Source organism: Streptomyces roseirectus (genome assembly GCF_014489635.1).
Taxonomy (GTDB): Bacteria; Actinomycetota; Actinomycetes; order Streptomycetales; family Streptomycetaceae; genus Streptomyces; species Streptomyces roseirectus.
Window position 1 is genome coordinate 4,974,372 of the sequence record NZ_CP060828.1, and the last position, 25,608, is coordinate 4,999,979.

At 72.1% G+C, this 25,608-nt stretch carries 19 protein-coding genes; 11 read left to right on the forward strand and 8 right to left on the reverse strand.

Going from position 1 to position 25,608, the window contains the following annotated elements; translation table 11 throughout:
* Position 1: 1 nt before the first annotated feature.
* The gene (locus IAG44_RS20920) at positions 2 to 379 is read right to left on the reverse strand and encodes a phage holin family protein (protein ID WP_187748613.1); all 378 of its coding nucleotides are present in this window, start codon (positions 377 to 379) and stop codon (positions 2 to 4) included.
* A 59-nt stretch (positions 380 to 438) separates the two neighbouring features.
* Between IAG44_RS20920 and IAG44_RS20925 the strand changes: the two genes are divergently transcribed.
* The 4 genes from IAG44_RS20925 (at position 439) to IAG44_RS20940 (ending at position 2,773) form a co-directional block, all read left to right on the forward strand.
* Positions 439 to 756: a cupin domain-containing protein gene (locus IAG44_RS20925; RefSeq protein ID WP_187748614.1), complete on the forward strand. Its 318-nt coding sequence runs from the start codon at positions 439 to 441 to the stop codon at positions 754 to 756.
* 207 nt (positions 757 to 963) lie between these two features.
* Positions 964 to 1,179, forward strand: a complete 216-nt coding sequence (locus IAG44_RS20930) for a DUF5326 family protein (protein ID WP_187748615.1) — start codon at positions 964 to 966, stop codon at positions 1,177 to 1,179.
* 185 nt (positions 1,180 to 1,364) lie between these two features.
* Positions 1,365 to 2,225 (forward strand): IclR family transcriptional regulator, encoded by an 861-nt coding sequence (locus IAG44_RS20935; RefSeq protein ID WP_246561939.1) that lies wholly within the window; start codon positions 1,365 to 1,367, stop codon positions 2,223 to 2,225.
* A 101-nt stretch (positions 2,226 to 2,326) separates the two neighbouring features.
* Positions 2,327 to 2,773, forward strand: coding sequence for an SsgA family sporulation/cell division regulator (locus IAG44_RS20940; RefSeq protein WP_187748616.1), 447 nt, complete (start codon positions 2,327 to 2,329; stop codon positions 2,771 to 2,773).
* Between the two features lie 130 nt (positions 2,774 to 2,903).
* On the opposite strand, the gene IAG44_RS20945 is transcribed toward IAG44_RS20940, so the two are convergent.
* Positions 2,904 to 4,475: a YibE/F family protein gene (locus IAG44_RS20945; RefSeq protein ID WP_425508530.1), complete on the reverse strand. Its 1,572-nt coding sequence runs from the start codon at positions 4,473 to 4,475 to the stop codon at positions 2,904 to 2,906.
* A 1,015-nt stretch (positions 4,476 to 5,490) separates the two neighbouring features.
* On the opposite strand from IAG44_RS20945, the gene thiC reads away from it, so the two are divergent.
* A complete protein-coding gene (thiC, locus tag IAG44_RS20950; protein ID WP_246561941.1) occupies positions 5,491 to 7,296 on the forward strand; it encodes a phosphomethylpyrimidine synthase ThiC in 1,806 nt (601 codons plus the stop codon).
* Between the two features lie 645 nt (positions 7,297 to 7,941).
* Here thiC and IAG44_RS20955 read toward each other — a convergent pair.
* The 3 genes from IAG44_RS20955 to IAG44_RS20965 all read right to left on the reverse strand — a co-directional run bounded on the left by IAG44_RS20955 (position 7,942) and on the right by IAG44_RS20965 (position 12,614).
* The gene (locus IAG44_RS20955; protein ID WP_187748617.1) at positions 7,942 to 8,805 is read right to left on the reverse strand and encodes a hypothetical protein; all 864 of its coding nucleotides are present in this window, start codon (positions 8,803 to 8,805) and stop codon (positions 7,942 to 7,944) included.
* Positions 8,806 to 8,961: 156 nt separating this feature from the next.
* Positions 8,962 to 10,068 (reverse strand): metallophosphoesterase, encoded by a 1,107-nt coding sequence (locus IAG44_RS20960; RefSeq protein ID WP_187748618.1) that lies wholly within the window; start codon positions 10,066 to 10,068, stop codon positions 8,962 to 8,964.
* A gap of 1,433 nt (positions 10,069 to 11,501) precedes the next feature.
* The gene (locus tag IAG44_RS20965) at positions 11,502 to 12,614 is read right to left on the reverse strand and encodes a LacI family DNA-binding transcriptional regulator (RefSeq protein WP_187748619.1); all 1,113 of its coding nucleotides are present in this window, start codon (positions 12,612 to 12,614) and stop codon (positions 11,502 to 11,504) included.
* 401 nt (positions 12,615 to 13,015) lie between these two features.
* Here IAG44_RS20965 and hisC point away from each other — a divergent pair, with 401 nt between their 5' ends.
* The 6 genes from hisC (at position 13,016) to IAG44_RS20995 (ending at position 23,137) form a co-directional block, all read left to right on the forward strand.
* Positions 13,016 to 14,092, forward strand: coding sequence for a histidinol-phosphate transaminase (gene hisC / locus IAG44_RS20970; protein WP_187748620.1), 1,077 nt, complete (start codon positions 13,016 to 13,018; stop codon positions 14,090 to 14,092).
* A gap of 204 nt (positions 14,093 to 14,296) precedes the next feature.
* Entirely contained in the window at positions 14,297 to 15,805 is a 1,509-nt protein-coding gene (locus IAG44_RS20975; protein WP_187748621.1) for a cytochrome ubiquinol oxidase subunit I, read from the forward strand.
* 20 nt (positions 15,806 to 15,825) lie between these two features.
* Positions 15,826 to 16,827, forward strand: a complete 1,002-nt coding sequence (cydB, locus tag IAG44_RS20980; protein WP_187748622.1) for a cytochrome d ubiquinol oxidase subunit II — start codon at positions 15,826 to 15,828, stop codon at positions 16,825 to 16,827.
* Positions 16,828 to 16,876: 49 nt separating this feature from the next.
* On the forward strand, positions 16,877 to 20,401 hold the full coding sequence (cydD, locus tag IAG44_RS20985) for a thiol reductant ABC exporter subunit CydD (RefSeq protein ID WP_246561944.1): 3,525 nt from the start codon (positions 16,877 to 16,879) through the stop codon (positions 20,399 to 20,401).
* Between the two features lie 127 nt (positions 20,402 to 20,528).
* Complete coding sequence (locus tag IAG44_RS20990; RefSeq protein WP_187748624.1) at positions 20,529 to 21,962, forward strand: GAF domain-containing sensor histidine kinase; 1,434 nt, start codon at positions 20,529 to 20,531, stop codon at positions 21,960 to 21,962.
* A 122-nt stretch (positions 21,963 to 22,084) separates the two neighbouring features.
* Complete coding sequence (locus IAG44_RS20995) at positions 22,085 to 23,137, forward strand: M23 family metallopeptidase (protein ID WP_187748625.1); 1,053 nt, start codon at positions 22,085 to 22,087, stop codon at positions 23,135 to 23,137.
* A 3-nt stretch (positions 23,138 to 23,140) separates the two neighbouring features.
* Here IAG44_RS20995 and IAG44_RS21000 read toward each other — a convergent pair whose 3' ends face one another.
* From IAG44_RS21000 to IAG44_RS21010, 3 genes are all read right to left on the reverse strand, one after another.
* Entirely contained in the window at positions 23,141 to 24,010 is an 870-nt protein-coding gene (locus tag IAG44_RS21000) for a Cof-type HAD-IIB family hydrolase (RefSeq protein ID WP_187748626.1), read from the reverse strand.
* 65 nt (positions 24,011 to 24,075) lie between these two features.
* Entirely contained in the window at positions 24,076 to 24,978 is a 903-nt protein-coding gene (locus IAG44_RS21005) for an LLM class flavin-dependent oxidoreductase (protein WP_187748627.1), read from the reverse strand.
* Positions 24,979 to 25,043: 65 nt separating this feature from the next.
* Entirely contained in the window at positions 25,044 to 25,592 is a 549-nt protein-coding gene (locus tag IAG44_RS21010; protein WP_187748628.1) for an RNA 2'-phosphotransferase, read from the reverse strand.
* Positions 25,593 to 25,608: the final 16 nt, after the last annotated feature.

The following is a 25,608-nucleotide window of genomic DNA, read 5'->3' on the forward strand; positions in this document are numbered from 1 at the left end:
CTCAGTCCTCGTCGGGCAGGGCCAGGTGCAGCGCCCAGGAGACGACGGAGATGATCAGACCGCCGGCGACGGCCGTCCAGAAGCCCTCCACGTGGAAGCTCAGGTCGAGCTTGTCGGCCAGCCACGAGGTCAGCAGCAGCATCAGGGCGTTGACGACCAGCGTGATCAGACCGAGCGTCAGGATGAACAGCGGGAAGGTCAGCACCTTCACCACCGGCTTGACCAGGAAGTTCACGAGGCCGAAGAGCAGGGCGACGAGCAGCAGGGTGACGATCTTCTTGCCGGTGCTGTCACCGGTCAGGGTGATCTTGTCCAGCAGCCAGACGGCGACCGCCAGGGCGCCCGCGTTGGCGATCGTCTTGACTACGAAATTTTTCATGTATGTGATCGTTCCAGAGAGATCGACGACCTACACGGGCCACGAGCGGGACGAGGACGATGAAGGCATTCCGGCTGGACGAACTGGAGGCGGAACGAGCCGCCAACGACGGCGCCTACCTGCAGTTCCTGCGCGAGCGGAACATGTCGGTCGGCCTGTACGCCCTCGACGCGGGCACCCACGATCCACAGAACCCGCACAACCAGGACGAGGTCTACTTCGTCGTCAGCGGGCGCGCGTCGATCACCGTCGGCATGGAGACGACCGAGGTCGCGCGCGGCAGCGTGGTGTACGTGCCGGCCGGGGTCGCCCACAAGTTCCACCACATCAGCGAGGACCTGCGGGTGCTCGTGGTGTTCTCCCCGCCGGAGGGCTGAGGCCGCCGGAGGGCTGAGGCCGCGCGCGCTCGTCTCCCGCTTGCGGTGGACGCCGGAACCCCCGCTTCCCCTAGGGGACGGATCAGGGGAGGACAAGGGGTGCGAGGCCCCCGCGGGGGCACCCCGGAGATCTAGCATCGAAGCAGGACATCCGAAAAGGGCCGGTGGCAAGGGCCGCCGGCCGGAGCACAGATGGGGACAAGGGCGATGCGAGAGATCTTCGCGGGACTGCCGTGGTGGGTGAAGTGGGTCGCGGTGCCGGTCATCGCCCTGGTCGTGTTCGGCGGCCTGATAGCCAGCGTCGTCGGCTTCGTGATCGGCCTGCTGTTCAAGGTGCTGGTGTTCGTCGCGCTGGTCGGCGGACTGGTGTACGTCGTACGGAAGTTCACGGCCGGCAGCTCCTCCTCGCGCGGCGACTGGTGACGCCGACGGGGCCGCCCGGAGCCGCCGGGGGCGCCGGGTACCGGTAACAGGGAGCACCCGTTCCCTCGGGCGGGGGAAGTTTCCCGCGCAGCGCGGCAACGGCCCGCGCGGGGCCGTTAGAGTCCGGAATTCGACGCGGGGCGACGCGCCCCGCACGGACCACCCTCGCGCTCCGGGAGTGCCCCTTGGCCACGGCTGACCTCTCCCCCGCGGAACCGGGCGCACCCCCCTCCCGCCCGCCCGGCCGCACCCTCCCGCCCCGGCCCGCCCCCGCGGCCGTCCCCGAACAGCCCCACCCCACGACCACCCTCATCGGCTCCGTCCAGCGCGCGATGCGTCTGCTGGAGACCGTCGCCGGACACCCCTACGGCGCCCCGGCCAAACAACTGGCCAGAGAGACCGGCCTCGCCCTCCCCACCGCCTACCACCTGCTGCGCACCCTGGTCCACGAGGGCTATCTGCGGCGCGACAAGGGCCTGTTCTTCCTCGGCGAGGCGGCCGAGCGGCTGGCCTCGGCAGGTGCCGCGCAGAAACGTCGCAGCACGCTCGTCGACACCCTCGCGCACTGGCGCGACGAGATCGGCGCGCCCGTCTACTACGCCGTGTACCGGGGCGGCGAGATCGAGACGCTGCACGTCGCCGACACCCCCGAGTCCCCCGCCGTCGAGCAGTGGGCCGACTTCCGCGAGACCGGGCACGCGCACGCGATCGGGCAGTGCCTGCTGGCCCAGCTCGACGAGGGCTCGCGCCGCGACCACCTCGACCGCTACCCGGCGCGCACCCTCACGCCGTACACCGTCCGCGACAGCCACAGCCTGCTGCGCCGGCTCGCCGGGGCCGGACGCGCCGCCGCCGTCACCGAGCGGCAGGAGTATCTGCTGGGCACGGTCTGCGCGGCGCTGCCCATCACGCTGGGGGCCATGACCGCGACCGTCGCGCTCTCCCTGCCGGTGCGCCAGGCCGAACGGCTGCTGCCCGCCGTGCGGAAGCTGGAGCGGGAGATCGGGCGGGCGGCGGGGGCGCTCGCGCTCTCTATCAGCATCTGAAAAATCACTGCTTGTGATCCATTGTGTACGTTCAGCAAGATGCGATGCAGTGGCACAGGTACATTCCCGGCCAGTCGACGGCACAGACACGGGGTAAGGCGATGCGCGAGTCCGTACAGACAGTTCAGGCAGAGGTCATGATGAGCTTCCTCGTCTCCGAGGAGCTTTCCTTCCGGATCCCGGTCGAGCTGGCATACGAGTCCTACGACCCGTATGCCGTCCGGCTCACCTTCCACCTTCCCGGGGACGCGCCCGTGACCTGGACGTTCGGGCGGGAGCTGCTGATCGACGGGGTGGGGCGGCCCTGCGGCGAGGGGGACGTGCGGGTCGCACCCGCCGAGCCGGAATCCCTCGGCGACGTCCTCATCCGCCTTCAGGTCGGCGCGGACCAGGCGGTGTTCCGCTCCTCCGCCGCTCCCCTCATCGCCTTCCTCGACCGCACGGACCGGGTGGTCCCGCTGGGGCAGGAGGCGTCCTTCGCCGACTTCGACGCCCATCTCGACGAGGCGTTGGGGCGGATCCTGGCGGAGGAGCAGAGCGCCGGGTGAGAGTGGCCGCGCCGCTTTTCGCCGGTGGGGGAAACGCTTCAGCGGGCCGGAGCTGGTGCAGGAACGGTTCTGCTGGGGTGGGGGCCTGAGCCGGGGCCGGTTGTGCGCCCCCGGCTCGTGCGTGCGCCGGTCAGCGCTTGCGGCGCCGGCCCCGGGATCCCCGTGCGGGGGCCTGAGCCGGCGCCGATGTCGCCGTCGCCGTCGCGGTCTTGGTGTCCGGGCGGTCCGCCGAGACGACCAGGGCCGCCAGGGCCGTCGTCACCGGGACCGAGGCGACCAGGCCGATCGAGCCGACCAGGGTGCGGACGATCTCCTCGGCGACCAGTTCGCTGTTGGCGACCGTGCCGATGCCGCTGTTCGCGATGGAGAAGAGCAGCAGCAGCGGCAGGGCGGCGCCCGCGTAGGCGAGGACGAGGGTGTTGACGACCGACGCGATGTGGTCGCGGCCGATGCGGATGCCCGCCCGGTACAGCCCGCGCCAGCCCATCGTCGGGTTCGCCTCGTGCAACTCCCAGACCGCCGAGGTCTGGGTGACCGTCACGTCGTCCAGGACGCCGAGCGAGCCGATGATGATGCCGGCGAGCAGGAGACCGCTCATGTCGATCGACGGGTACAGGCCGTGGATCAGGCCGGTGTTGTCGTCCGTGTTGCCGGTCAGCGCGGCCCAGTCGTTGAACAGCAGGCCCAGGACGCCGATCAGGACCAGGGAGATCAGCGTCCCGAGCACCGCGACCGACGTCCGCGCGGAGAGTCCGTGACACAGGTAGAGCGCGATCAGCATGATGGCGCTCGCCCCCACCACCGCCACGACCAGCGGGTTCGAGCCCTGGAGGATCGCGGGCAGGATGAAGAAGTTGAGGATCAGGAAGCTGATCGCCAGCGCGACCAGCGCCATCACGCCCCGCAGCCGGCCGACGACCACGACGGCGATCGCGAAGATGCCGGCCAGCAGCGCCATCGGGAAACGCCGGTTGACGTCGGCGACCGAGTACTGGAGGTCCCTCGGCGCGGACGGCTCGTAGGCGACGACGACCTTCTCGCCCTGCTCCAACTGGCGTGACTGGTCCGGCTGGACGATCTCCGTGAACGTCCGGCCCTTGTCCTTGCCGGTGTCCACCCGGATCGTCGCGCGCTTGCAGGTGCCGTTCGCCTGCTGGACGGCCGAGGAGCCCTCGGCGGTCGAGGTGTCGCCGGTCGGGGGCACGCCCCCCGCGTTCACCGAGGCGCAGCTCAGCTTCTCGACCTTCGTGACCGTCGCCTGCTGCGTCTGCCGGTCGAACCCGACGCCGGTCCGCTCGTGCGGTGGGGCTCCGCCGGGCCACAGGACGACCAGGCCGACGAGGACCGCCGCCGCGAAGGGGATCAGGACCGCGCCGATCACCTTGCGCAGGTGCCGGGAGACGGGGGCGGCGGGGCCGTGGCTGTGGCTGTGTCCGTGCGAGTGGCTGCCGCCGTGGCCTCCGCCGCCGTGCGAATCGCCGCCGTGGGAATCGCCGGAACCGCCGCCGTGCGGGGGGTGGTTGTGGGGGTACCCGCCTGGTCCGGAGCCGCTGTGCTCGGTGTTGCTTTCGTGGGCGTGAGCGTGGGCATCGTGGCCAGGGATGCGGGGGGTCGGGCCGCTGTCGTGGCTGGGGACACCGGGGACCGGGCCGTTGCCGTGAGCGGAGGCTTGGGGGATGGGGCCGGTGTCGTGCGCGGGCATCCCGGGCACCGGGCCGCTGTCGTGCGCGGGCATCCTCGGTACCGGGCCGCTGTCGTGCGGGGGCAGTTGAGGTGCGGGGCCGTCGGCCGGTCCCGGAACGCGGGGGACTGGGCCGCTGTCGTGCGCGGAGGCCATCGGCACCGGCCCGCTCTCGTGCATCGGCACCCTCGGTACCGGCCCGCTCTCGTATGCCGGGCGTTGGATCCGGGGCGTCGGGCCGGTGTCCTCCGGGCGGGAGACGGGGCCTACGCCGTACCGCTGTTGGGGCTGAGGCGCGTCGGGGGCGCCCCTCAGCAGCGGGCCCCGTCGCTGGAGCGAGCCGAGGCGGCCGGCGGGCCGGCCTCCCGACGCCGGGCCGGAGAACGGGGGACCGGCGGGACGGGAAGAGCCGGGACCGGCAACGCCGGGGCCGACCGAGCCGGGGCCAGGAGCGCCGGGACCGGCCGAGCCGGGATCAGCTGAGCCGAAGCCGCCGACGCCGTGACCGAGCGAGCCAGGGCCGGCTGAGCCGATGTCACCGGCGCCGGGATGAGCCGAGCCGGGATCAGCAGCGCCGGAACCGAGTGAGCCCGGACCGAGTGAGCCCGGACCAGTGGCACCGGCCCCCCGGCCCTGTTCCGACCCCCGCCCCCCATCCCCGTACCCGTCCCCCGTCCCGAAGTCCTGTGGGTCGCCCGGTGTGTGGCCGGGGCCGCCTCCCGGTCCCGGCCGGCGAGGGGGCTCGGGCGGAGGGGGGAACGGGGAGCGGGGTGTCGTGGTCACCGACCGATCATCGCAAGAACGGCAGAGGCCCACTGTTCACCGCGCCACAAATACCGCTAGCGTGGAGGCACCTTTGCACACGCGGGAGCTCGGAGCACCGGGCTGAGAGGGCGCTGACCTCCGTCTTCGCGGTGTTTCACGTGAAACGTCACCGAGTTCGAGTGATGTTTCACATGAAACATCGGCGGGCGGAAGCGGCTGCGTCGACCGCTGAACCTGTTACCGGGTAATGCCGGCGTAGGGAGTAGGTCTCATGACCATCAAGGACGCACGCACCCCTGCCTCCACGCAGAACGCGGCCAGCGCGAGCACGGCCGACGAGAGCGGCGAGGCCGGGAAGTCCATCGGCTGGCACAAGGCGTACGTCGAGGGCTCGCGCCCCGACCTGCGCGTGCCGGTCCGTCAAGTGCACCTCACCAACGGCCAGTCGGTCACGCTGTACGACACGTCCGGCCCGTACACCGACCCGTCCGCGCAGACGGACGTCCGCAGGGGGCTGCCGCCACTGCGGGAGAACTGGATCATCGCCCGGGGCGACACCGAGGAGTACGCGGGCCGTCCGGTCCGCCCCGAGGACGACGGGGTCAAGCACACCTCGCCGCGGGGCGGGCTGCGGAATCTGGACGCCGTCTTCCCGGGCCGGCCCCGGCTGCCGCGCCGCAGCAGGGACGGGCAGCCGGCCACGCAGTTGACGTACGCCCGCAGGGGCGAGGTCACGCCGGAGATGGAGTTCGTGGCGCTCCGGGAGAACGTCGACCCCGAGGTCGTCCGGGAGGAGATCGCGGCGGGGCGGGCGGTGCTGCCGGCCAACGTCAACCATCCGGAGATCGAGCCGATGATCATCGGCAAGCGGTTCCTGGTGAAGGTCAACGCGAACATCGGGAACTCGGCGGTGACGTCCTCCATCGAGGAGGAGGTCGAGAAGATGACCTGGGCGACGCGCTGGGGCGCCGACACGGTCATGGACCTCTCGACCGGCCGCAACATCCACACCACGCGCGAGTGGGTGCTGCGCAACTCCCCCGTCCCCATCGGCACGGTGCCGCTGTATCAGGCGCTGGAGAAGGTCGACGGCCGGGCCGAGGAGCTGACCTGGGAGATCTACAAGGACACGGTGATCGAACAGGCCGAGCAGGGCGTGGACTACATGACGGTGCACGCGGGCGTCCGCCTCGCGTACGTGCCGCTCACCGCGAACCGCAAGACCGGCATCGTCTCGCGCGGCGGCTCGATCATGGCGGCCTGGTGCCTCGCGCATCACCGGGAGTCGTTCCTGTACGAGAACTTCGAGGAACTGTGCGAGATCCTCGCCGCGTACGACGTCACGTACTCCCTCGGCGACGGGCTGCGGCCCGGCTCGATCGCGGACGCCAACGACGAGGCGCAGTTCGCGGAGTTGCGCACGCTCGGTGAACTCAACAGGATCGCGCGGCGGTTCGACGTCCAGACGATGATCGAAGGCCCCGGGCACGTCCCGATGCACAAGATCAAGGAGAACATCGACCTCCAGCAGGAGATCTGCGACGAGGCCCCCTTCTACACGCTCGGCCCGCTGACGACGGACGTCGCCCCGGCGTACGACCACATCACGTCCGGCATCGGCGCGGCGATGATCGCCTGGTGGGGGACGGCGATGCTCTGCTATGTCACGCCGAAGGAACACCTCGGGCTGCCCAACCGGGACGACGTCAAGACCGGCGTCATCACCTACAAGATCGCCGCCCACGCCGCCGATCTCGCCAAGGGGCACCCCGGCGCGCAGGACTGGGACGACGCCCTCTCCGACGCCCGCTTCGAGTTCCGCTGGGAGGACCAGTTCAACCTGGCCCTCGACCCCGTCACGGCCCGCGAGTTCCACGACGAAACCCTCCCGGCCGAGCCCGCCAAGACGGCCCACTTCTGCTCCATGTGCGGGCCGAAGTTCTGCTCCATGAAGATCAGCCAGGACATCCGCCGCGAGCACGGCGGCAACCGGACCGAGATCGAGGAGGGCATGGCCCAGAAGTCCAAGGAGTTCGCGGCGGCGGGGAACCGGGTGTATCTGCCGATCGCGGACTGAGGACGAACGGGCCGGGGACCGGGAGGCCGGGGTCTGGGACACCGAGGGCCAAGGGACCGGGGTGGCCGAGGGCCGGGCGCCGGGGTGCCGGGCGCCGAGGGATCGGGGTGCCGAGGGCCGAGGGTCGATAGACCGGGGTGTCGGGGGCCGGGGCCGGGGACCGATAGACCGAGGTGCCGGTGCCGGTGCCGGTGCCGGGGTCAAGGGGCCGGGGTGTCTGAGGGACGGGGTGCCGGTGCCGTAGGGCCGGGGGAAAGCAGGCGGGGGCTTTGACACGGGCCCTCGCCGCGAGGGGGCGGCTCTCGACGGGGGCCTGGGAGCCTGGGTCACCCCCCGTGCACGTCCCCCGTGACGGGCTTCTTCGGGACCCCGGCCCGTTCTTCCCTCACCGGCACCGGCACCGGCACTGATTCCACGGCCCCGACCACCCCCTTCAGGGGGCGCGGGGCTGTATCTGATCTGCGGCTACCGCCGCGTGGGCGCGAACAACCACAGCGGACCCGCACCCGGCTGAGCACCCCAAGCACCCCCCCACCCCCGCCACCCCCCCTCGAAGCCGACCCGCTTCCCTCCCCCCCCCACAAACCCGGCCCACCTTCCCTCTCGGGAGTGTGGGCCGGGGCGGAGCGGTGGGGGAGTCGGCGGTCAGTCGGGTGTGTTTTCTGGGCCGCCGAAATCGGGGCTGGTGTAGTCGGGGCTGGAGAAGCTGGGGCGGTGGCCGGGGGTGGGACCGTCGTCGGGGCTGGTGAAGCCGGGGCGGTCGTAGCCGATCTTGGGGAGGCGGCTCGTGGAGGACGGCGGGGGCGTCGGGGGGACGGTCGCCGCCGGGCCCTGTTCGGTCAGGGCCTCGCGGAAGTACGGCAGGAAACCGCGCTGCAACAGGGCCTCGCGCCACGCCTCCCGCGCGAGGGCGACCTCCTCGGCCTGCGCGTTGTACGGCCCGGCCTCCAGCGCGGGCCGGTTGCGCAGGGCCGTGAGCAGCAGTCCGACGGTGGCGACGAGGATCGCCAGCGCGGTGACCACCCCGAACACCCAGCCCGCGGTGACCAGCGCGTCGGCGAACGCCGGGGCCGGATCGAGCGCCTTCAGCAGATAGCCGACGAGCAGGAAGATCACCGCTGCCGTACCGGCGAGGACGGGGGTGAGCGCGGCGGCGACGGCGACGGCTCCCGCGCCGGCGGGCTCGGCGACGGCCTCGCCGAGCGAGGTGGCGATCCCCGTGTCACGGGCGGCCGGCTCACCGGCGTCCGCATCGCGGGTCGCGGGCGGCGCGGGCCGGCGCAGTTCCTCGCGGACCTTCACGTAATGCTGGTACTCGGTCGCCGCGGCCGCTGTGATGAACGCGGTGGCGCCCAGTGCCATGGTGCGCAGTTGTTCCGGGTTGAGACGCCGACCGGCGCCGGCCGGTGCCTCGTGCAGTGGGGCGGAGCGCAGCGCCTCGTCGAGGATCCGCTCGTACTCCTGGCGGTCCTCACTGTGCAGGTGCTGCGGAACGCTGTTCATGTGCATCCCCCGATGCTCCGTAGGGCTTGGGGCTCGCATGCCAACGAGCCGTCGGGCAGAAACGGAGGGGAGCCTGCTACGGATAAGCCGATGGTAGAGCGGCGACGGCTCACGGTGACAGGGGGTTTGCCGAAATTGGGCCCGGTCCCGCGCCGTCGGCGATCAGTCCTCCATGCCGGTCGCCTGCCCGTTGAACGGACGATTATCCATGGGCAACTGTTGGACCAGCAGCTTTCCGGCCATGGTCACTCCGCCGTCCATGGCGATGGCGAGGCCGTCCGCGTAGACGTGCGGTCCCTCGACGTTCGGTCCTGACCGGTCCTCGCCGTCCTCGGAGCCGACTTCGCCCAGCAGATAGGGGATCGGGCTGTGGCCGTGAACGATCCGGGTGCCGCCGTACGTATCGAGCAGGGAGCGGACGGCGTCGGCGCCGCCCTCGTCGCGGAAGGAGAAGCGCTTGGTGAACTTGCGGAACAGGTCCCACACCTCGTCCGCGTCGTTGCGCGTGATCGTCTCGCGGACGGTGTCGTTGACGGCCTCGATCGAGTCGCCGTAGTCGAGATAGGCGGTCGTGTCGGAGTGGACGAGCAGGTGGCCGTCGACCTCCTCGACGGCGTCGAGGCGGGCCATCCACTGGAGGTGGTGGTCCTGGAGGCGGTCCATGTCGGACTTCTGGCCGCCGTTGAGGAGCCAGGCCGCCTGGAAAGTGGCGGTGCCGGCGCCGGAGTTGACGGGGGTGTCGCCGAACCGCTTCGCGCCGAGCAGGAGGAGTTCGTGATTGCCCATCAGGGCCTTGCAGTAGCCGCCGGCCGCGGCGGCCTCCGCGGACAGGCGCATGACGAGGTCGATCACGCCGATGCCGTCGGGGCCGCGGTCGGTGAAGTCGCCGAGGAACCAGAGGCGGGCGGTGCCGGCGCACCACTGGCCGGACGCGTCGATCAGGCCCTGCTCCTGAAGGGCGGCGACAAGTTCGTCCAGGTAGCCGTGGACGTCGCCGACGACGAACAGGGGGCCGGGGCCGCCGCCGTCCACCGGCCGTGCGGCCACCGGTTCGACCGTCGGCATCCTCAGCGTGTCACCCCGGTTGATGACCGGCAGGTCCCGCTGCGTGGGCGTGTACCCCTCGGGGTACGGCTCGCCGGCGGGCACGGCGTTGCCGGGATGCTCTCCGTCGTACGGACCGGCCTCATGGACATACGCGGGCACCCGGAAGTCGCGCAACGTCGCCGTCCGTTCCGCCTCGGGTCCCTGACCGGCCCCCTGAGTCATCAGACCCCTCCACCATCGCGCCGCATCTGCACCGCTTCGGACTGCCTGGTCGCAGCGGCCCGCGGTGTCGTGGGCCCATCATAGGAATGCGGATCGGGCCGTGTGATGACCCAGGGGTGGTGAATCGCCTCCACCCCCCACCACATCACGGCATTCGCCCCAATTACCCCTCCCCCAGCCCCCACCCACACCCACCACACACCTCACGCACACCCCGAGCCGACCGACTCCGCACGAGGTCTCCGACGAGAGCCGAACGGGGGAGCCGGGGAGGGGGGCGAGGGGGGAGGGGGCTGGGGGAGCCGAATGGAGGAGCTGAGCGCGAGCCGGGGGGAGAGGGGTTGAGGGGGAGCCGACTGGAGAGGGCGGAGGGAGCCGAGGGGGGGAAGGGAGCTGAGGGAGCGGCGAGAGGCGAGGGCTGAGGGGGAGGCGGGAGGAGAGGCGCTGAGGGAGGAGCGAGGGCTGAGGGAGAGGGGTCGAGATGAGGGGGCCGGTCTCACGAACGCCACCCTTACGAGGCCGCACGACGGGACGGGGCACGGGGTTCCCGCGGAGCAGCCGAACGCCGCGCTCACGAGGCCCGTACGGCAGGGTGGGACGACGAGACCGTGGCGGGCCGGGTGGACGTCGTACTCGCGGGAAGCGTAGGGCGAGACGGTTGCCGACCGGGAAGCGGACGCCGTACGACAAGGCGGGACGGGGCTGCTCCGGACGAGCGGACGTCGCGCCGGCGGGGCCGCATCGGCGCGGGTACGAGGTGGTTCCGGACCGGCGGAGCACCCACGCAGGACAGCGCGCCCCGAGCCTGTGGACGAACCCGCACGCACCTGGCGACGACACCCCGTCAGATCGTGCAGCCGATCAGCCGCCGCCAACTTCACAGCTCACGGCCCCGCCGGGGTTGGTGTCCCGCCGGGCGGTGCGGCGATGCGAGGCTGTCGGCCTCCACCCGGAGCCGGAGCCGGAGCCGCGCCCACCGCCCCGTCCGGCCAGGGCGTGGGCTGTTCACCGGCGCCAGCCCTCCGACGCGATGCGCGGGCGCTGGCCCAGCGGGCCGCCCCGCCGAGTCACCGACTCCGCGCCGACACCCCACTCAGCGGGACGTGACCTCGCTGGGGCCACCACAGGCCGTCGTCCCCAACCGGCCCCTATGGCTGGACGCAGCTTCGAAGGAATCGCCCCCTCGCGCCCCCGCCCGCGCCGACGTGGTTCGACGGGAACGGCTGCACCGCGGACAGGCGACCACCGGACCACACCACCCAGCCCGGCCCTTCCTAATCGCGGCGACACCCACGCCACCCGCCGGCTCGGCGTGGCGGGCCCGGGATTCGCCGCCCGGACACGCTGCCGCGAGGCGACCCGCCGGGCCCGTCCCGGGGATTCGTCCGAGGCACCGCCTCCGGCGGAAACCCGGGGTCCCCGGAGGGGACCGGTTACGTGCCCTCGGGGTTGCGTGGGGGGCTGACCGTGGTGCGGGGTGGGCGGCGTTGGGAGGAGGTTCGGATGATCAGTTCGGTTGGTATTACCTGCTCGACGGGGTGGTCGGAGTGGACGCCTTCGATGGCGTCGATGAGGAGTTGGACCACGGCTGTGCCGATGCGGCGGGGTTTGAGGGAGAGGGTGGTGATGGGCGGCTCGGTGCTCGCGTAGACCGTGGATTCGCTGCAGCAGACGAGGAGGAGGTCTTCCGGTACGCGCAGTCCGTAGCGGCGGGCGGCGGCGAGGAGGTCCGTGCCGTTGGGGTCGAAGAGGCCGTAGACCGCGTCGGGCCGGTCGGGGCGGGCGAGGAGGCGATCGGCGGCGACGGCGCCCGCGCACGGATCGTGCGCCGGATACGCCTCGTACACCGGATCCTGGCCCACCCGCTCGCACCAGCGCAGATACGCGGTCGTCGACAGATGCGTGTACGTGTCGGTCGTGGTCCCCGTCAGCAGCCCGATCCGCCGCGCTCCGGCGTCCGCGAGGTGGTCGAGGATGTCCAGCACGGCGGCCTCGTGGTCGTTGTCGACCCACGCGGTGACCGGCAGCGGACCGGCGGGGCGCCCGTCGGAGACGACGGGTAAACCCTGCCGGACGAGCTCGCCGACGACCGGATCCTGATCGGACGGATCGATGACGACCGTCCCGTCCAGGGCGACGTTCGACCACACGTCGTGCCGCGAGGTCGCCGGGAGGATGACGAGCGCGTAGCCGCGGGCGAGCGCGGCGGACGTGGCGGCTCTGGCCATCTCCGCGAAGTACGCGAACTCGGTGAAGGTGAAAGGTTCATCCCCGTACGTGGTGACGGTCAGCCCGATGAGGCCGGACTTCCCGGTACGGAGCGTGCGGGCCGCGGCCGACGGGCGGTAGCCCAGCCGGTCGGCGACCTCGCGGACGTGGCGTCGGGTGGCATCAGGGAGCCTGCCCTTGCCGTTCAGGGCGTCGGAGACGGTCGTGATGGACACTCCGGCGGCGGCGGCCACGTCCCTGATGCCCGCTCGGCCCGGCCGGCTGCCTCGGCGTGAGGTTTCCGCGCGGCTCACCTGGTGCTTCCCTGCTGCTGTCATGGCGTGCCGATAGTAGGGCTCAGGAGGTGGGGTAGGGCGGACGCATATGCACGCATTGACAGGCACGTTTCTGCAAGGTCAAGAATAGGTAACTGCCTCAGAAATAAAGGTAGTTGACCCATTCAACAGTAATACGTGCGGTGTCTGCGCTGATGAGCCTGGCGAGCAACCGATGTTTCGAAGAGGTCTCAACTCACCTGGACGAGGGATGCGCGCCACGGCGCGTGCCACCGGCGCGTAGATATATGTACGGCGCGCCCCTCGTTTCGTCGCCCTTGATGCCCTGTTGCCCCGGATGCCCCTGTGAGCAACGAGGCCCGACCCGGCGCTGACGTGAGCGGGCCGAATCCTCATAAGGTGAGGAGAATTGAATCCCGGCGGTGGCCACGAGGAGGACTGCGGTGAGCGAGACGAGCCCCAAGCTGCGGGTCGAGCTGGAGGGGATCCCGACCTACAAGCCGGGCAGGCCGGCGGCGGAGGGCGGCCCGGTGGCCTACAAGCTGTCCTCCAACGAGAACCCCTATCCGCCGCTGCCCGGCGTGCTGGAGACCGTCACGGCCGCCGCCTCGTCCTTCAACCGCTACCCGGACATGGCGTGCACCGCGCTGACCCAGGAGCTGGCCGACCGCTTCGGCGTCCCGGTCACCCACCTGGCCACCGGCACCGGCTCGGTCGGCGTCGCCCAGCAGCTCCTCCAGGCCACCTCGGGCCCCGGCGACGAGGTCATCTACGCCTGGCGCTCCTTCGAGGCGTACCCGATCATCACCCAGATCAGCGGCGCGACCTCGGTCCAGGTCCCGCTCGCCCCGGGCGACGTCCACGACCTCGACGCGATGCTCGCCGCGATCACCAACCGGACCCGCCTGATCTTCGTCTGCAACCCCAACAACCCGACGGGGACGGCCGTCCGGCGGGCCGAGCTGGAGCGGTTCCTGGACCGGGTGCCGGGCGACGTCCTGGTCGTCCTCGACGAGGCGTACCGCGAGTTCGTCCGCGACGCCGACGTCCCCGACGGCGTCGAGCTGTACCGGGACCGGCCCAACGTCTGTGTCCTGCGCACGTTCTCCAAGGCGTACGGTCTGGCGGGCCTGCGGGTCGGCTTCGCGATCGCCCACGAGCCCGTCGCCGCAGCCCTGCGCAAGACGGCGGTCCCCTTCGGTGTCACCCAGCTCGCGCAGGACGCCGCCGTCGCCTCGCTGCGCGCGGAGGACGAACTGCTGGGCCGCGTCGGCTCCCTGGTCTCCGAGCGCACGCGCGTGGTGAACGCGCTGCGCACCCAGGGCTGGACCGTCCCCGACACCCAGGCCAACTTCGTCTGGCTCGCCCTCGCCGAGCGCACCCCGGCGTTCGCCGCCGCCTGCGAACAGGCCGGCGTCGTCGTCCGCCCCTTCCCCGAGGGCGCCCGCGTCACGATCGGCGAGACCGAGGCCAACGACATCTTCCTGAAGGTGACGGAGGAGTTCCTGAAGGAGGGGTGAGGGTCCCCCAGGGGGGCTGTGACCCATAGGACAGGGGGCCTGTGACCAATCAGGCCCCCCCTCCCGTCAAGTCTCGAACGGGTATGCGCCATAATTGCTTGTGAATGTGAACGCGTTCACAAGCGTGTCCCAGTTGCTCCGCTGTTGTGCGTGACATAAGGGGCAAACTGCCGCAGTACCACGGCACGTAAGGAGACTGACGACGTGGAAATGGCCTTGGCGCCAGAGACACTGGCGCGCTGGCAGTTCGGCATCACGACCGTCTACCACTTCCTCTTCGTCCCCCTGACGATCTCGCTCGCGGCGCTCACCGCCGGGCTGGAGACCGCGTGGGTGCGGACCGGCAAGGAGAAGTACCTCAGGGCGACGAAGTTCTGGGGCAAGCTCTTCCTGATCAACATCGCGATGGGCGTCGTCACCGGCATCGTCCAGGAGTTCCAGTTCGGCATGAACTGGTCCGACTACTCGCGCTTCGTCGGGGACGTCTTCGGCGCTCCCCTCGCCTTCGAGGCCCTGATCGCCTTCTTCTTCGAGTCCACCTTCATCGGCCTGTGGATCTTCGGCTGGGACAAGCTCCCGAAGAAGATCCACGTGGCCTGCATGTGGATGGTCTCGATCGGCACGATCCTGTCGGCCTACTTCATCCTCGCGGCGAACTCCTGGATGCAGCACCCGGTCGGCTACCGGATCAACGAGGCCAAGGGCCGCGCCGAACTCACCGACTTCTGGCTGGTCCTGACCCAGAACACCGCGCTCGCCCAGGCGTTTCACACCCTGACGGCCGCGTTCCTGACCGGCGGCGCGTTCATGGTCGGCATCTCCGCCTTCCACCTGGTCCGCAGGCGGCACATCGTCGAGATGAAGACGACCCTGCGCCTCGGCCTGATCACGGTCGTCGTCGCCGGGCTGCTCACCGCGATCAGCGGCGACACCCTCGGCAAGGTCATGTTCAAGCAGCAGCCGATGAAGATGGCCGCCGCCGAGGCCCTGTGGGACGGCGAGGCGCCCGCGCCGTTCTCCGTCTTCGCCTACGGCGACGTCGACAAGGGCCACAACAAGGTCGCCATAGAGATCCCGGGCCTGCTGTCCTTCCTCGCGAACGACGACTTCACCTCGCACGTCCCCGGCATCAACGACGTCAACAAGGCCGAGCAGGCGAAGTTCGGACCCGGCGACTACCGCCCCAACATCCCGGTCGCCTACTGGGGCTTCCGCTGGATGATCGGCTTCGGCATGACCTCGCTGGCCCTCGGCATGGTGGGCCTGTGGCTCACCCGCAAGAAGTTCATGCTGCCCGAGCACCTGAGGACCGGTGAGGACGAGGTGCCGCACCTGGTCCTCTTCAAGAACAAGGCGCTCGGCCCTCAACTGACCACCTGGTACTGGCGCCTGGCGATCTGGACCCTGGCCTTCCCGCTGATCGCCAACTCCTGGGGCTGGATCTTCACCGAGATGGGCCGTCAGCCCTGGGTCGTCTACGGCATCTTCCAGACCCGCGACGCGGTCTCCCCCGGCGTCTCCCAGGCCGAGATCCTGACCTCGATGATCGCCTTCACCACGCTGTACGCGATCCTCGCCGTCGTCGAGGTGAAACTGCTCGTCAAGTACGTGAAGGCCGGCCCGCCCGAGCTGACCGAGGCCGACCTCAACCCGCCCACGAAGATCGGCGGCGAGGCGCGTGACGCCGACAAGCCGATGGCCTTCTCGTACTAGGCCGAGGGAGCTGCACCGTCATGGAACTGCACGACGTCTGGTTCGTCCTGATCGCCGTCCTGTGGACCGGCTACTTCTTCCTGGAGGGCTTCGACTTCGGGGTCGGCGTCCTCACCAAGCTGCTCGCCCGGGACCGGGCCGAGAAGCGTGTCCTCATCAACACCATCGGGCCGGTCTGGGACGGCAACGAGGTCTGGCTGCTCAGTGCGGGCGGTGCGACCTTCGCGGCGTTCCCCGAGTGGTACGCCACCCTCTTCTCCGGCTTCTACCTGCCGCTGCTGGTCATCCTGCTCTGCCTGATCGTCCGGGGCGTCGCCTTCGAGTACCGGGCCAAGCGGCCCGAGGAGAACTGGCAGCGCAACTGGGAGCACGCGATCTTCTGGTGCTCCCTGCTCCCCGCGTTCCTGTGGGGCGTGGCGTTCGGCAACATCGTCCACGGCGTGAAGCTCGACCGGGACTTCGAGTACGTCGGTGGCTTCTGGGACCTGCTCAACCCGTACGCCCTGCTCGGCGGGCTGGTCACGCTGACCCTGTTCACCTTCCACGGCACGGTGTTCACGGCCCTCAAGACGGTCGGTGAGATCCGGGAACGGGCCCGTGCGCTCGCCCTCAAGGTCGGCCTCGTCACCGCCGTCCTCGCGCTCGCGTTCCTGGTCTGGACGCAGGCCGACAAGGGGGACGGCGCGAGCCTGGTCGCGCTGGTCGTGGCCGTCGCCGCCCTGGTCGCGGCGCTCGTCGCCAACCAGGCCGGGCGTGAGGGCTGGTCGTTCGCGCTCTCCGGCGTCACGATCGTCGCCGCCGTGGCGATGCTCTTCCTGACGCTCTTCCCGAACGTCATGCCGTCGACGCTGAACCCGGAGTGGAGCCTCACGGTCACCAACGCCTCGTCCAGCCCCTACACGTTGAAGATCATGACCTGGTGCGCGGTGATCGCGACGCCGATCGTGATGCTGTATCAGGGGTGGACGTACTGGGTGTTCCGCAAGCGGATCGGGACGCAGCACATCGCTGAAGCGCATTGAGTCCGACAGGGCGATGTTTCACGTGAAACATCGCCCTGGACCGAAGGGCATGTTTCACGTGAAACCAATCGATCCACGTCTCCTCCAATACGCCCGAGCCTCCCGCCGGTTCCTGGCGGCGGTCGTCGGACTTGGTGCTGTCGGCGCGCTGCTGGTCATCGCTCAGGCCATGCTCATCGCCGAGATCGTGGTCGGCGCCTTCCAGCACGGCCACTCGGTCTCCGACCTGCGTACCCCTCTCCTCCTGCTGGCGTCCGTCGCGGTCGGGCGGGCGCTCGTCTCCTGGCTCACCGAGCTTTCCGCCCACCGCGCGAGCGCCGCCGTGAAGTCGGAGCTGCGGGGGCGGCTGCTGGAGCGGGCGGGGGCGCTGGGCCCGGGGTGGCTGAGCGGGCAGCGGACCGGCTCGCTGATCGCCCTCGCGACGCGGGGCGTGGACGCCCTCGACGACTACTTCTCGCGCTATCTCCCCCAGTTGGGGCTCGCCGTCGTCGTCCCTGTCGCGGTGCTCGCGCGGATCGTGACCGAGGACTGGGTGTCGGCGGCGATCATCGTCGGGACGCTGCCGCTGATCCCGGTGTTCATGATGCTGATCGGGTGGGTGACGCAGTCGCGGATGGACCGGCAGTGGCGGCTGCTGTCGCGGCTGTCGGGGCACTTCCTGGACGTCGTCGCGGGGCTGCCGACGCTGAAGGTGTTCGGGCGGGCCAAGGCGCAGGCCGAGTCGATCCGGAAGATCACCGGCGAGTACCGGCAGGCGACGCTGCGGACGCTGCGGATCGCGTTCCTCTCGTCGTTCGCGCTGGAACTGCTGTCGACGATCTCGGTCGCCCTGGTCGCGGTGACGGTCGGGATGCGGCTCGTGCACGGCGAGATGGACCTCTACATCGGGCTGGTCATCCTGATCCTGGCGCCGGAGGCGTATCTGCCGCTGCGCCAGGTCGGCACGCAGTACCACGCGGCGGCCGAGGGGCTTGCCGCCGCCGAGGAGATCTTCGCGGTGCTGGAGGAGCCGGTGCCCGCGTCCGGCACGGCGGCCGTCCCGCAGGGTGCGATCACCTTCGACGGGGTGACCGTCCGCTACCCCGGCCGCTCGGTCCCCGCCGTCGAGAACGCCTCGTTCACCGTCGAACCCGGGGAGACGGTCGCCCTCGTCGGTCCGAGCGGCGCCGGGAAGTCGACGTTGCTGAACGTGCTGCTCGGTTTCGCCCGGCCCGCCGAGGGCGAGGTGCGGATCGGGGGCGCCGGCCTCGACGGCCTCGACCTGGCCGAGTGGCGTTCACGGATCGCCTGGGTGCCCCAGCGGCCCCACCTGTACGCCGGGACGATCGCGGAGAACGTCCGGCTGGCCCGTCCCGACGCCGATGACACGGCCGTCCGCCGGGCGCTCGCCGACGCGGGGGCCCTGGAGTTCGTGGACGCGCTGCCCGCCGGGCCCGACACCGTGCTCGGCGAGGACGGCGCCGGGCTCTCCGCCGGGCAGCGGCAGCGGCTCGCCCTGGCGCGCGCGTTCCTCGCGGACCGGCCGGTGCTGCTGCTCGACGAACCGACGGCCGCGCTGGACGGCGCGACCGAGGCGGAGGTCGTCGCGGCGGTGCGGCGGCTCGCCGAGGGGCGGACCGTGCTGCTCGTGGTGCACCGGCCCGCGCTGCTCGGGGTGGCCGACCGGGTCGTGCGGCTCGCGGAGGCCGGGGCCGGGGCGGGGGCCGTGGACCGGGCGTCCGCCGCCGTCGTCGTCCGGGAGGAGCACGGGCTCACGCAGGCCGACTTCTTCACGCCGGGGGAGTTGAAGGAGAGCGGAGAAGAGACGCCGACCGGGGTGGTGCGCGGGGGTGTGCTCGCGCGGGTGCGGGCCATGGCCGGGCCGCGCCGGGGGCGGCTGCTGCTGGCGGCGCTGCTCGGGAGTCTGGCGCTGGGCAGCGCGGTCGGGCTGATGGCGACGTCCGGGTGGCTCATCTCGCGGGCCTCGCAGCAGCCGCCGGTGCTGTATCTGATGGTGGCCGTGACGGGGACGCGGGCGTTCGGGATCGGGCGGGCCGTGTTCCGGTACGCGGAACGGCTCGTCTCCCACGACGCGGTGCTGCGGATGCTGGCCGACACGCGGGTCGCCGTCTTCCGGCGTCTGGAGCGGCTTGCGCCCGCCGGGCTGCGCTCCACGCGCCGGGGCGACCTGCTGTCGCGGCTCGTCACCGACGTCGACGCGCTCCAGGACTACTGGCTGCGCTGGCTGCTGCCGGCCGGGGCCGCCGTCGTCGTGTCGGCCGGGGCGGTGGCGTTCACCGGGTGGCTGCTGCCGGAGGCGGGCGCGGTGCTCGCCGTCGGGCTGCTGCTCGCCGGGGTGGGGGTGCCGCTGGTCACGGGGGCGGTGTCGCGGCGCGCCGAGCGGCGGCTCGCGCCCGCGCGCGGGGTGCTGGCCACCCGGGTCGCCGACCTGCTCACCGGCACCGCCGAACTCACCGTCGCCGGGGCCCTGCACCGGCGTACCGGTGAGGCGCGGGAGGCCGACGGGGTGCTCACCCGGATCGCGTCGCGCGGGGCGGCGGCGACCGCGCTCGGGGACGGGCTGACGGCGCTGGTGACGGGGCTGACCGTGACGGCGGCGGCGCTGGCCGGGGCGCAGGGTGTCGTCTCCGGGCGGCTGGACGGGGTGTCGATGGCGGTCGTGGTGCTCACGCCGCTGGCCGCCTTCGAGGCCGTCCTCGGGCTGCCGCTCGCCGTGCGTCACCGGCAGCGGGTGCGGCGCAGCGCGGAGCGCGTGTACGAGGTGCTGGACTCCCCCGTGCCGGTTCGGGAGCCCGAGCGGCCCCGGCAGGCGCCCGCCACGCCGTTCCCGCTGGCCGTCAAGGGGCTCACCGCGCGCTACGAGGGGCAGGGCCGCGACGCGCTCGCCGGGGTCGACCTGACGCTCACCGAGGGGCGCCGGATCGCCGTCGTGGGCGCCTCCGGGTCCGGCAAGACGACGCTCGCGCAGGCGCTGCTGCGGTTCCTGGACCCGCGTGCCGGGACGTACACGCTGGGCGGCGTCGACGCGTACGCGCTCGACGGGGACGACGTGCGCGCGCTCGTCGGGCTGTGCGCGCAGGACGCGCACCTCTTCGACTCCACCGTCCGCGAGAACCTGCTGCTCGCGCACAAGGGCGCGGACGAGGCCGAGCTGCGCGACGCGCTGCGCCGGGCCCGGCTCCTGGAGTGGGCCGACGGGCTGCCGGACGGCCTGGACACGCTGGTCGGCGAGCACGGCGCGAAGCTCTCCGGCGGGCAGCGGCAGCGGCTCGCGCTGGCCCGCGCGCTGCTCGCGGACTTCCCGGTGCTGGTCCTCGACGAGCCCGCCGAACACCTCGACCTGCCGACGGCCGACGCGCTCACGGCGGACCTGCTGGCCGCGACCGAGGGGCGGACGACGCTGCTGATCACGCACCGGCTGGCGGGGCTCGACGCGGTCGACGAGGTGGTGGTGCTGGAGGAGGGGCGGGTCGCGCAGCGCGGGACCTACGCCGAGCTGGCCGCCGTGGCGGGGCCGTTGCGGCGGATGGTGGAGCGGGAGGAGGCGGCGGAGCTGCTGGTGGGGGCGCGCTGAGACATGGGGGCGCGCTGAGACATGGGGCGCGCTGAGACATGGGGCGCGCTGAGACAGCGCGGGCCGTTCAGCCTTCGGGCAGAGCGGCCCGCTTTGTTTAGCAAAACGGGCAAATTACCCTCACTTCATGGCAGTCGACCCGGCCGAGAGCCGTCTCCTCGAAGCACTCCGGTCCATCGGCGGCGACCTGGACCGCATCCCCGCGACGGCCATGGCGCTGCTCGGCGTCCCGGACGCGGCCGTCGAGGCGGACGGCGACGGCTCCGGCTGGGCCCTCGCCGTCCCGATCCACGCGCACGGTGAGCCGTACGGCAGCCTCTGCCTCGCCGCGCGCCCCGACGGCCGTCCCTTCGACGACGCCGACCTCGACCTCGTCCGCGTCCTCGTCGGCGAGGCGGGCCTCGCGATCGGCAACGCGCGGCTGCACGAGGCCGCGCGGCAGCGGGAGCGCTGGATCGACGGCTCCGTCGCCGTCACCACCGCCCTCCTCGCCGACGACGACCCCGACGACGCGCTCCAGGTCGTCGCCGAGGCCGCCCGCACCCTCGCCGAGGCCGCCACCGGCGTCGTCATGCTGCCCGCCGAGAACAGCGGCCTGGAGATCGTCGCCGTCGCCTCCGGTGGCCGCTCGGAACTGCTCGGCCAGGTCATCCCCGTCGGCAACGACCTGGTCAAGGCGCTGCTCGACGGCCAGGAGGCGCTGATCGACGACGCGTCGAGCGACCCCCGCTCGATCACCTCGCACACCGACGAGTACGGCGCCGTCCTGCTGCTCCCGCTGCGCGGCGACGGCCGTTTCCTCGGCACGCTCGGCATGGCCCGCGCGAGCGGGCGCCCGACGTTCAGCGCCGCCGAGCGCGAACTCGCCCGCCGGTTCGCCGAACAGGCCGCGCTGGCGCTGGTCGCCGCCGAGGCGCAGCGTGACCGGGAACGGCTCGCGGTGTTCGAGGAACGCGACCGCATCGCCCGTGACCTGCACGACCTCGTCGTCCAGCGGCTGTTCACGATCGGGCTCACACTGGGCGGCGCGCAGCGCGAGGCCGTCACGCCCGAGGTGCGCGAGGGCGTCGGGCGGGCCGTCGACGAACTCGACGTCACCATCCAGGAGATCCGCGCCGCGATCTTCGCCCTGCGCCAGGGGCCCGGCGAGGCGCCGTCCGAGCTGCGGACGCGGGTGCTGCGCGAGGTCGCCATGGCCGCCGTGCCGCTCGGGTTCACGCCCGGCTGCCGGTTCGCCGGCGACGTCGACGCCCTCGTCGGCGAGGTCACCGGCAAGAACCTCCTCGCCGCCCTGCGCGAGGCCCTGTCCAACTCCTTCCGGCACGCCCACGCCTCCCGCATCGACGTCGTCGTCGACGCCACCGCGACCCTGCCGGACGGCCGCCCCGGCGTACGGCTGACCGTCGCGGACGACGGCGTCGGCATCACCGGCGGCGGGCGCCGCAGCGGCCTGCTGAACCTCGTCCGGCGCGCGGAGTCCCTGGGCGGCGCGAGCGGGCACGGGCCGGGCATCGGCGCCGGGGGCGGCGGGACGACGGTGGTGTGGGAGGCCCCGTACTGAGCGGGCGCGTCAACCGAGGGGTGACGGGGCGTCATCCGGCGTTGGGCCATCCGGACGCGCTGTCCCCCGGTCGTATGACGTGAACAGGCGCGCCGCCGGGCGGCTGGGACACGATCGCTGACATGCGCTCACCTCGCCGCCGCCCCCTGCTCGTTCCGGTCCTGCTGTGCGCGGCGGTCCTCGCGGCCCGGCCCGCGCCCGCCGCCGCCGACGGCGAGCACGGCTTCGGCGACGGGCTCGGGGCGCAGGTCGCGCGGCTGTACGAGGAGGCCGCCGCCGCCTCCCAGGAGTACGACGCCGGGCGCCGCGAGGCCGAGACCCAGCGGGCCAGGGCCCAGCGGTACGAGGAACTGCGCGCGCGGGAGCTGCGGGAACTCGGGCGGCTGCGCGCGGACCTCGGGCGGTTCGCGCGGGCCCAGTACCGCGACGGGGGCGGGCTCCCCATGGCCGTCCGGATGGTGCTGGACGGGGATCCCGACCGGTTGATGCGCGGTCAGCACGTGCTCGCGCAGGCGAATCTGGCCGTCGGGAGCGCGCTCGGGAAGCGGCGCGCGGCCGAGGAGCGGCTGGCGGCGGACGGGGCGCGGGCGGCGAGCGCCTGGCAGGTGCTGGAGCGGAGGACCGCCGAACTCGCCGTCCTCAAGCGGGAGATCGAGGGCAAGCTGGAGGAGGCGCGGTGGCGGCTCCAGGGGCGGGCGGCGGCGTCCGTCGCCGCCGGGGCCTGTCCCGGCGCGGTCCGGCTGCCGCGGCGCGCGGTCCACTCCGCGCGGGGGTGGGTTGCGCCCGTCGAGGACTACCGGCTCTCCGCCTCCTTCGGCAGCGGCGGCGCGCGCTGGGCCCGCCGCCACACCGGCCAGGACTTCGCCGTGCCCATCGGGACGCCCGTCCGCGCGGTCGGCGCCGGCCGGGTCGTCCGCGTGGCCTGCGGGGACGGGTTCGGCGTCCAGGTCGTCGTCGGCCATCCCGACGGGTACTTCACCCAGTACGCCCACCTCGCCTCCGTCACCGTCGACCCCGGCGAACGCGTTTCCGCCGGCCAGTGGATCGGCCAGACCGGCTCCACCGGCAACTCCACCGGGCCTCACCTGCACTTCGAGGTACGGGTGACGCCGGAGATGGGCTCGGCGGTGGATCCGGTGCCGTGGTTGGGGGAGCGGGGGGTGGGGCTGGGGTGAGGGTCACACCCGTTCTGCGAGCAGTTTCTCGATCATGACCGCCACGCCGTCCTCGTTGTTCGTGGACGTCCGGCCCGTGGCCGCCGCGCTGACGGCCGGGTGGGCGTTGCCCATCGCGTAGGAGCGGCCCGCCCAGGTCAGCATCTCGATGTCGTTCGGCATGTCGCCGAAGGCGACGACCTCGGCGGGGGCGATGCCGCGTTCCGCGCAGCACAGGGCGAGGGTGCTGGCCTTCGAGACGCCGGGGCCCGCGATCTCCAGGAGGGCGCTGGGGCTGGACCGTGTGACGCTGGCGCGCTCCCCGATCGCCGTCCTGGCCAGCGTGAGGAAGTCGTCCGGGTCCAGCGTGTGGTGGAAGGCGAGGATCTTCAGGACCGGTTCGCGCGCGCCCGGCCCGTCCGGGGCGAGGAGGTCGTCCGCCGGGGCCAGGGAGTCCGGGATCTCCATGTGCATCTTGGGGTACTCGGGCTCCTGGTGGAACCCGTACGTCTGCTCCACCGCGTACATCGTCCCCGGCGCGGCCTCCCGCAGCAGCCGGACGGCGTCCAGGGCGCCCTGCCTCGCGAGTTCCCGCACCTTCACGAACCGGTGCGCGCCGGGGCCCCCGTGCAGGTCGACCACCGCCGCGCCGTTCCCGCAGATCGCCAGGCCGTGTCCGTGCACGTGCGCACTCACGGCGTCCATCCACCTCGCCGGCCTGCCCGTCACGAAGAACACCTCGATCCCCGCGTCCTCGGCCGCCGCCAACGCGGCCACCGTCCTCGGGGACACCTTCCCGTCGTCCCCCAGCAGGGTGCCGTCGAGGTCGGTGGCTATCAGGCGGGGCGCCGGGGGTGCGGACGCGGGCTCGGGGTGGCGGGGTGCGGAGGTCACGGGGGCATTCTCGCGTATGGGGGTGCTCGGGTGGGTGGGAGAGCGCGCGGAGGAGACGGACGTCCTCAGCCCAGCTGTGCCGGAGCCTCCATCGCGATGCGTTCGAAGATCTTCTCGTCGGCCGCGAAGTCCGTGTCCGGGATCGGCCAGTGGAGGACGAGTTCCGTGAAGCCGAGTTCCCGGTGGCGGCCGGCGAAGTCGACGAAGGCGTCGAGGGAGTCGAGCGGGCGGGCCCGGTCGGGAGTGAAGCCGGTGAGCAGGATCCTGCGGAGGGAACCGGGGTCACGGCCCAGGGACGCGCAGGCGTCGGAGAGGCGGTCCGTCTGGTCGCGCAGGGCGCGGACGGACTGCTCCGGGGTGCCGGACTCGTAGAGCTTGGGGTCGCCCGTGGTGACCCATGCCTGCCCGAAGCGCGCGGCGAGACGGAGTCCGCGGGGGCCGGTCGCCGCGACGGCGAAGGGGAGGCGGGGGCGCTGGACGCAGCCGGGAATGTCGCGGGCCTCGTGTGCCGAGTAGTGATCGCCCTCGTAGGAGACGGAGTCCTCGGTGAGCAGCCGGTCCAGCAGGGTGACGAACTCGGCGAACCGGTCGGCACGCTCGCGCGGCGTCCACGGCTCCTGCCCCAACGCGGTCGCGTCGAACCCGCTGCCCCCCGCGCCGATGCCCAGCGTGATACGGCCCCCGGAGATGTCGTCCAACGAGATCAGCTCCTTGGCCAGCGTCACCGGATGCCGGAAGTTCGGCGAGGTGACCAGCGTCCCCAACCGAATCCGCTCAGTGACGGACGCGGCAGCGGTGAGCGTCGGCACGGCCCCGAACCAGGGCCCGTCCCGGAAGCTGCGCCAGGACAGGTGGTCGTAGGTGTAGGCCGCGTGGAACCCGAGCTGTTCCGCCCGTGTCCAGTCCGAACGGCCCCCTTCGTGCCAGCGGCGGTGGGGGAGGATCACGGTGCTGAGGTGCAGGCTCATACGTCGAGCGTATGCGGAGAGTCGTGTTTCACGTGAAACAGTGACCGTCCGTTCGGGAGGGCCCCTCAGCGAGCCTCCCCGAACCGGATGTACCGCGCCGGTACCGCCTTCGTCAGCCACACCCCGTTCGCGCTGACGTGGAAGACGTGGCCGTCGCGGTGCATGGCGGCGGAGTCGACCGTGAGGATGACGGGGCGGCCGCGGCGGGCGCCGACGCGGGTGGCGGTGGCGAGGTCCGGGGAGAGGTGGACGTCGTGGCGGTTCATGGCGCGCAGGCCCTCGGTGCGGATCGAGGGGAGGGCGCGGGGGTTGGTGCCGTGGTAGAGGCGCGGGGGCGGGGTGGCCGGGGGGAGGTCGAGGTCGACGTCGATGCTGTGGCCCTGGCTGGCCCGGATGCGGGTGCCGGCGATCTCGAAGCGCTTCTTGTCGTTGGTCGCGACGACGTGGTCCAGCTCGTCGCGGGTGATGCGGAAGCCGTGGGTCGCCGCGGCCGTGAGGAGGGCGTCGATCTCCGTCCAGCCGGCCTCGTCGAGGCGCAGGCCGATGCGGTCGGGCTGATGGCGGAGGTGTTTGGAGAGGTACTTCGACACCCTCACGGTGCGTTGGTCGGTCATCCCTCCAGTGTGCGGA

Bases quoted from the DNA above. Each gene is read 5' to 3' on its own strand.
- thiC (WP_246561941.1), top strand. From the start codon at position 5,491: ATGACCATCAAGGACGCACGCACCCCTGCCTCCACGCAGAACGCGGCC.
- cydD (WP_246561944.1), top strand. From the start codon at position 16,877: ATGTTTCACGTGAAACCAATCGATCCACGTCTCCTCCAATACGCCCGA.
- IAG44_RS20955 (WP_187748617.1), bottom strand. From the start codon at position 8,805: ATGCACATGAACAGCGTTCCGCAGCACCTGCACAGTGAGGACCGCCAG.
- IAG44_RS20925 (WP_187748614.1), top strand. From the start codon at position 439: ATGAAGGCATTCCGGCTGGACGAACTGGAGGCGGAACGAGCCGCCAAC.
- IAG44_RS20995 (WP_187748625.1), top strand. From the start codon at position 22,085: ATGCGCTCACCTCGCCGCCGCCCCCTGCTCGTTCCGGTCCTGCTGTGC.
- IAG44_RS20990 (WP_187748624.1), top strand. From the start codon at position 20,529: ATGGCAGTCGACCCGGCCGAGAGCCGTCTCCTCGAAGCACTCCGGTCC.
- IAG44_RS20965 (WP_187748619.1), bottom strand. From the start codon at position 12,614: ATGACAGCAGCAGGGAAGCACCAGGTGAGCCGCGCGGAAACCTCACGC.
- IAG44_RS20920 (WP_187748613.1), bottom strand. From the start codon at position 379: ATGAAAAATTTCGTAGTCAAGACGATCGCCAACGCGGGCGCCCTGGCG.
- IAG44_RS21010 (WP_187748628.1), bottom strand. From the start codon at position 25,592: ATGACCGACCAACGCACCGTGAGGGTGTCGAAGTACCTCTCCAAACAC.
- cydB (WP_187748622.1), top strand. From the start codon at position 15,826: ATGGAACTGCACGACGTCTGGTTCGTCCTGATCGCCGTCCTGTGGACC.
- IAG44_RS20940 (WP_187748616.1), top strand. From the start codon at position 2,327: ATGCGCGAGTCCGTACAGACAGTTCAGGCAGAGGTCATGATGAGCTTC.
- IAG44_RS20960 (WP_187748618.1), bottom strand. From the start codon at position 10,068: ATGACTCAGGGGGCCGGTCAGGGACCCGAGGCGGAACGGACGGCGACG.
- IAG44_RS20945 (WP_425508530.1), bottom strand. From the start codon at position 4,475: ATGCCCGCGCACGACACCGGCCCCATCCCCCAAGCCTCCGCTCACGGC.
- IAG44_RS21005 (WP_187748627.1), bottom strand. From the start codon at position 24,978: ATGAGCCTGCACCTCAGCACCGTGATCCTCCCCCACCGCCGCTGGCAC.
- IAG44_RS20930 (WP_187748615.1), top strand. From the start codon at position 964: ATGCGAGAGATCTTCGCGGGACTGCCGTGGTGGGTGAAGTGGGTCGCG.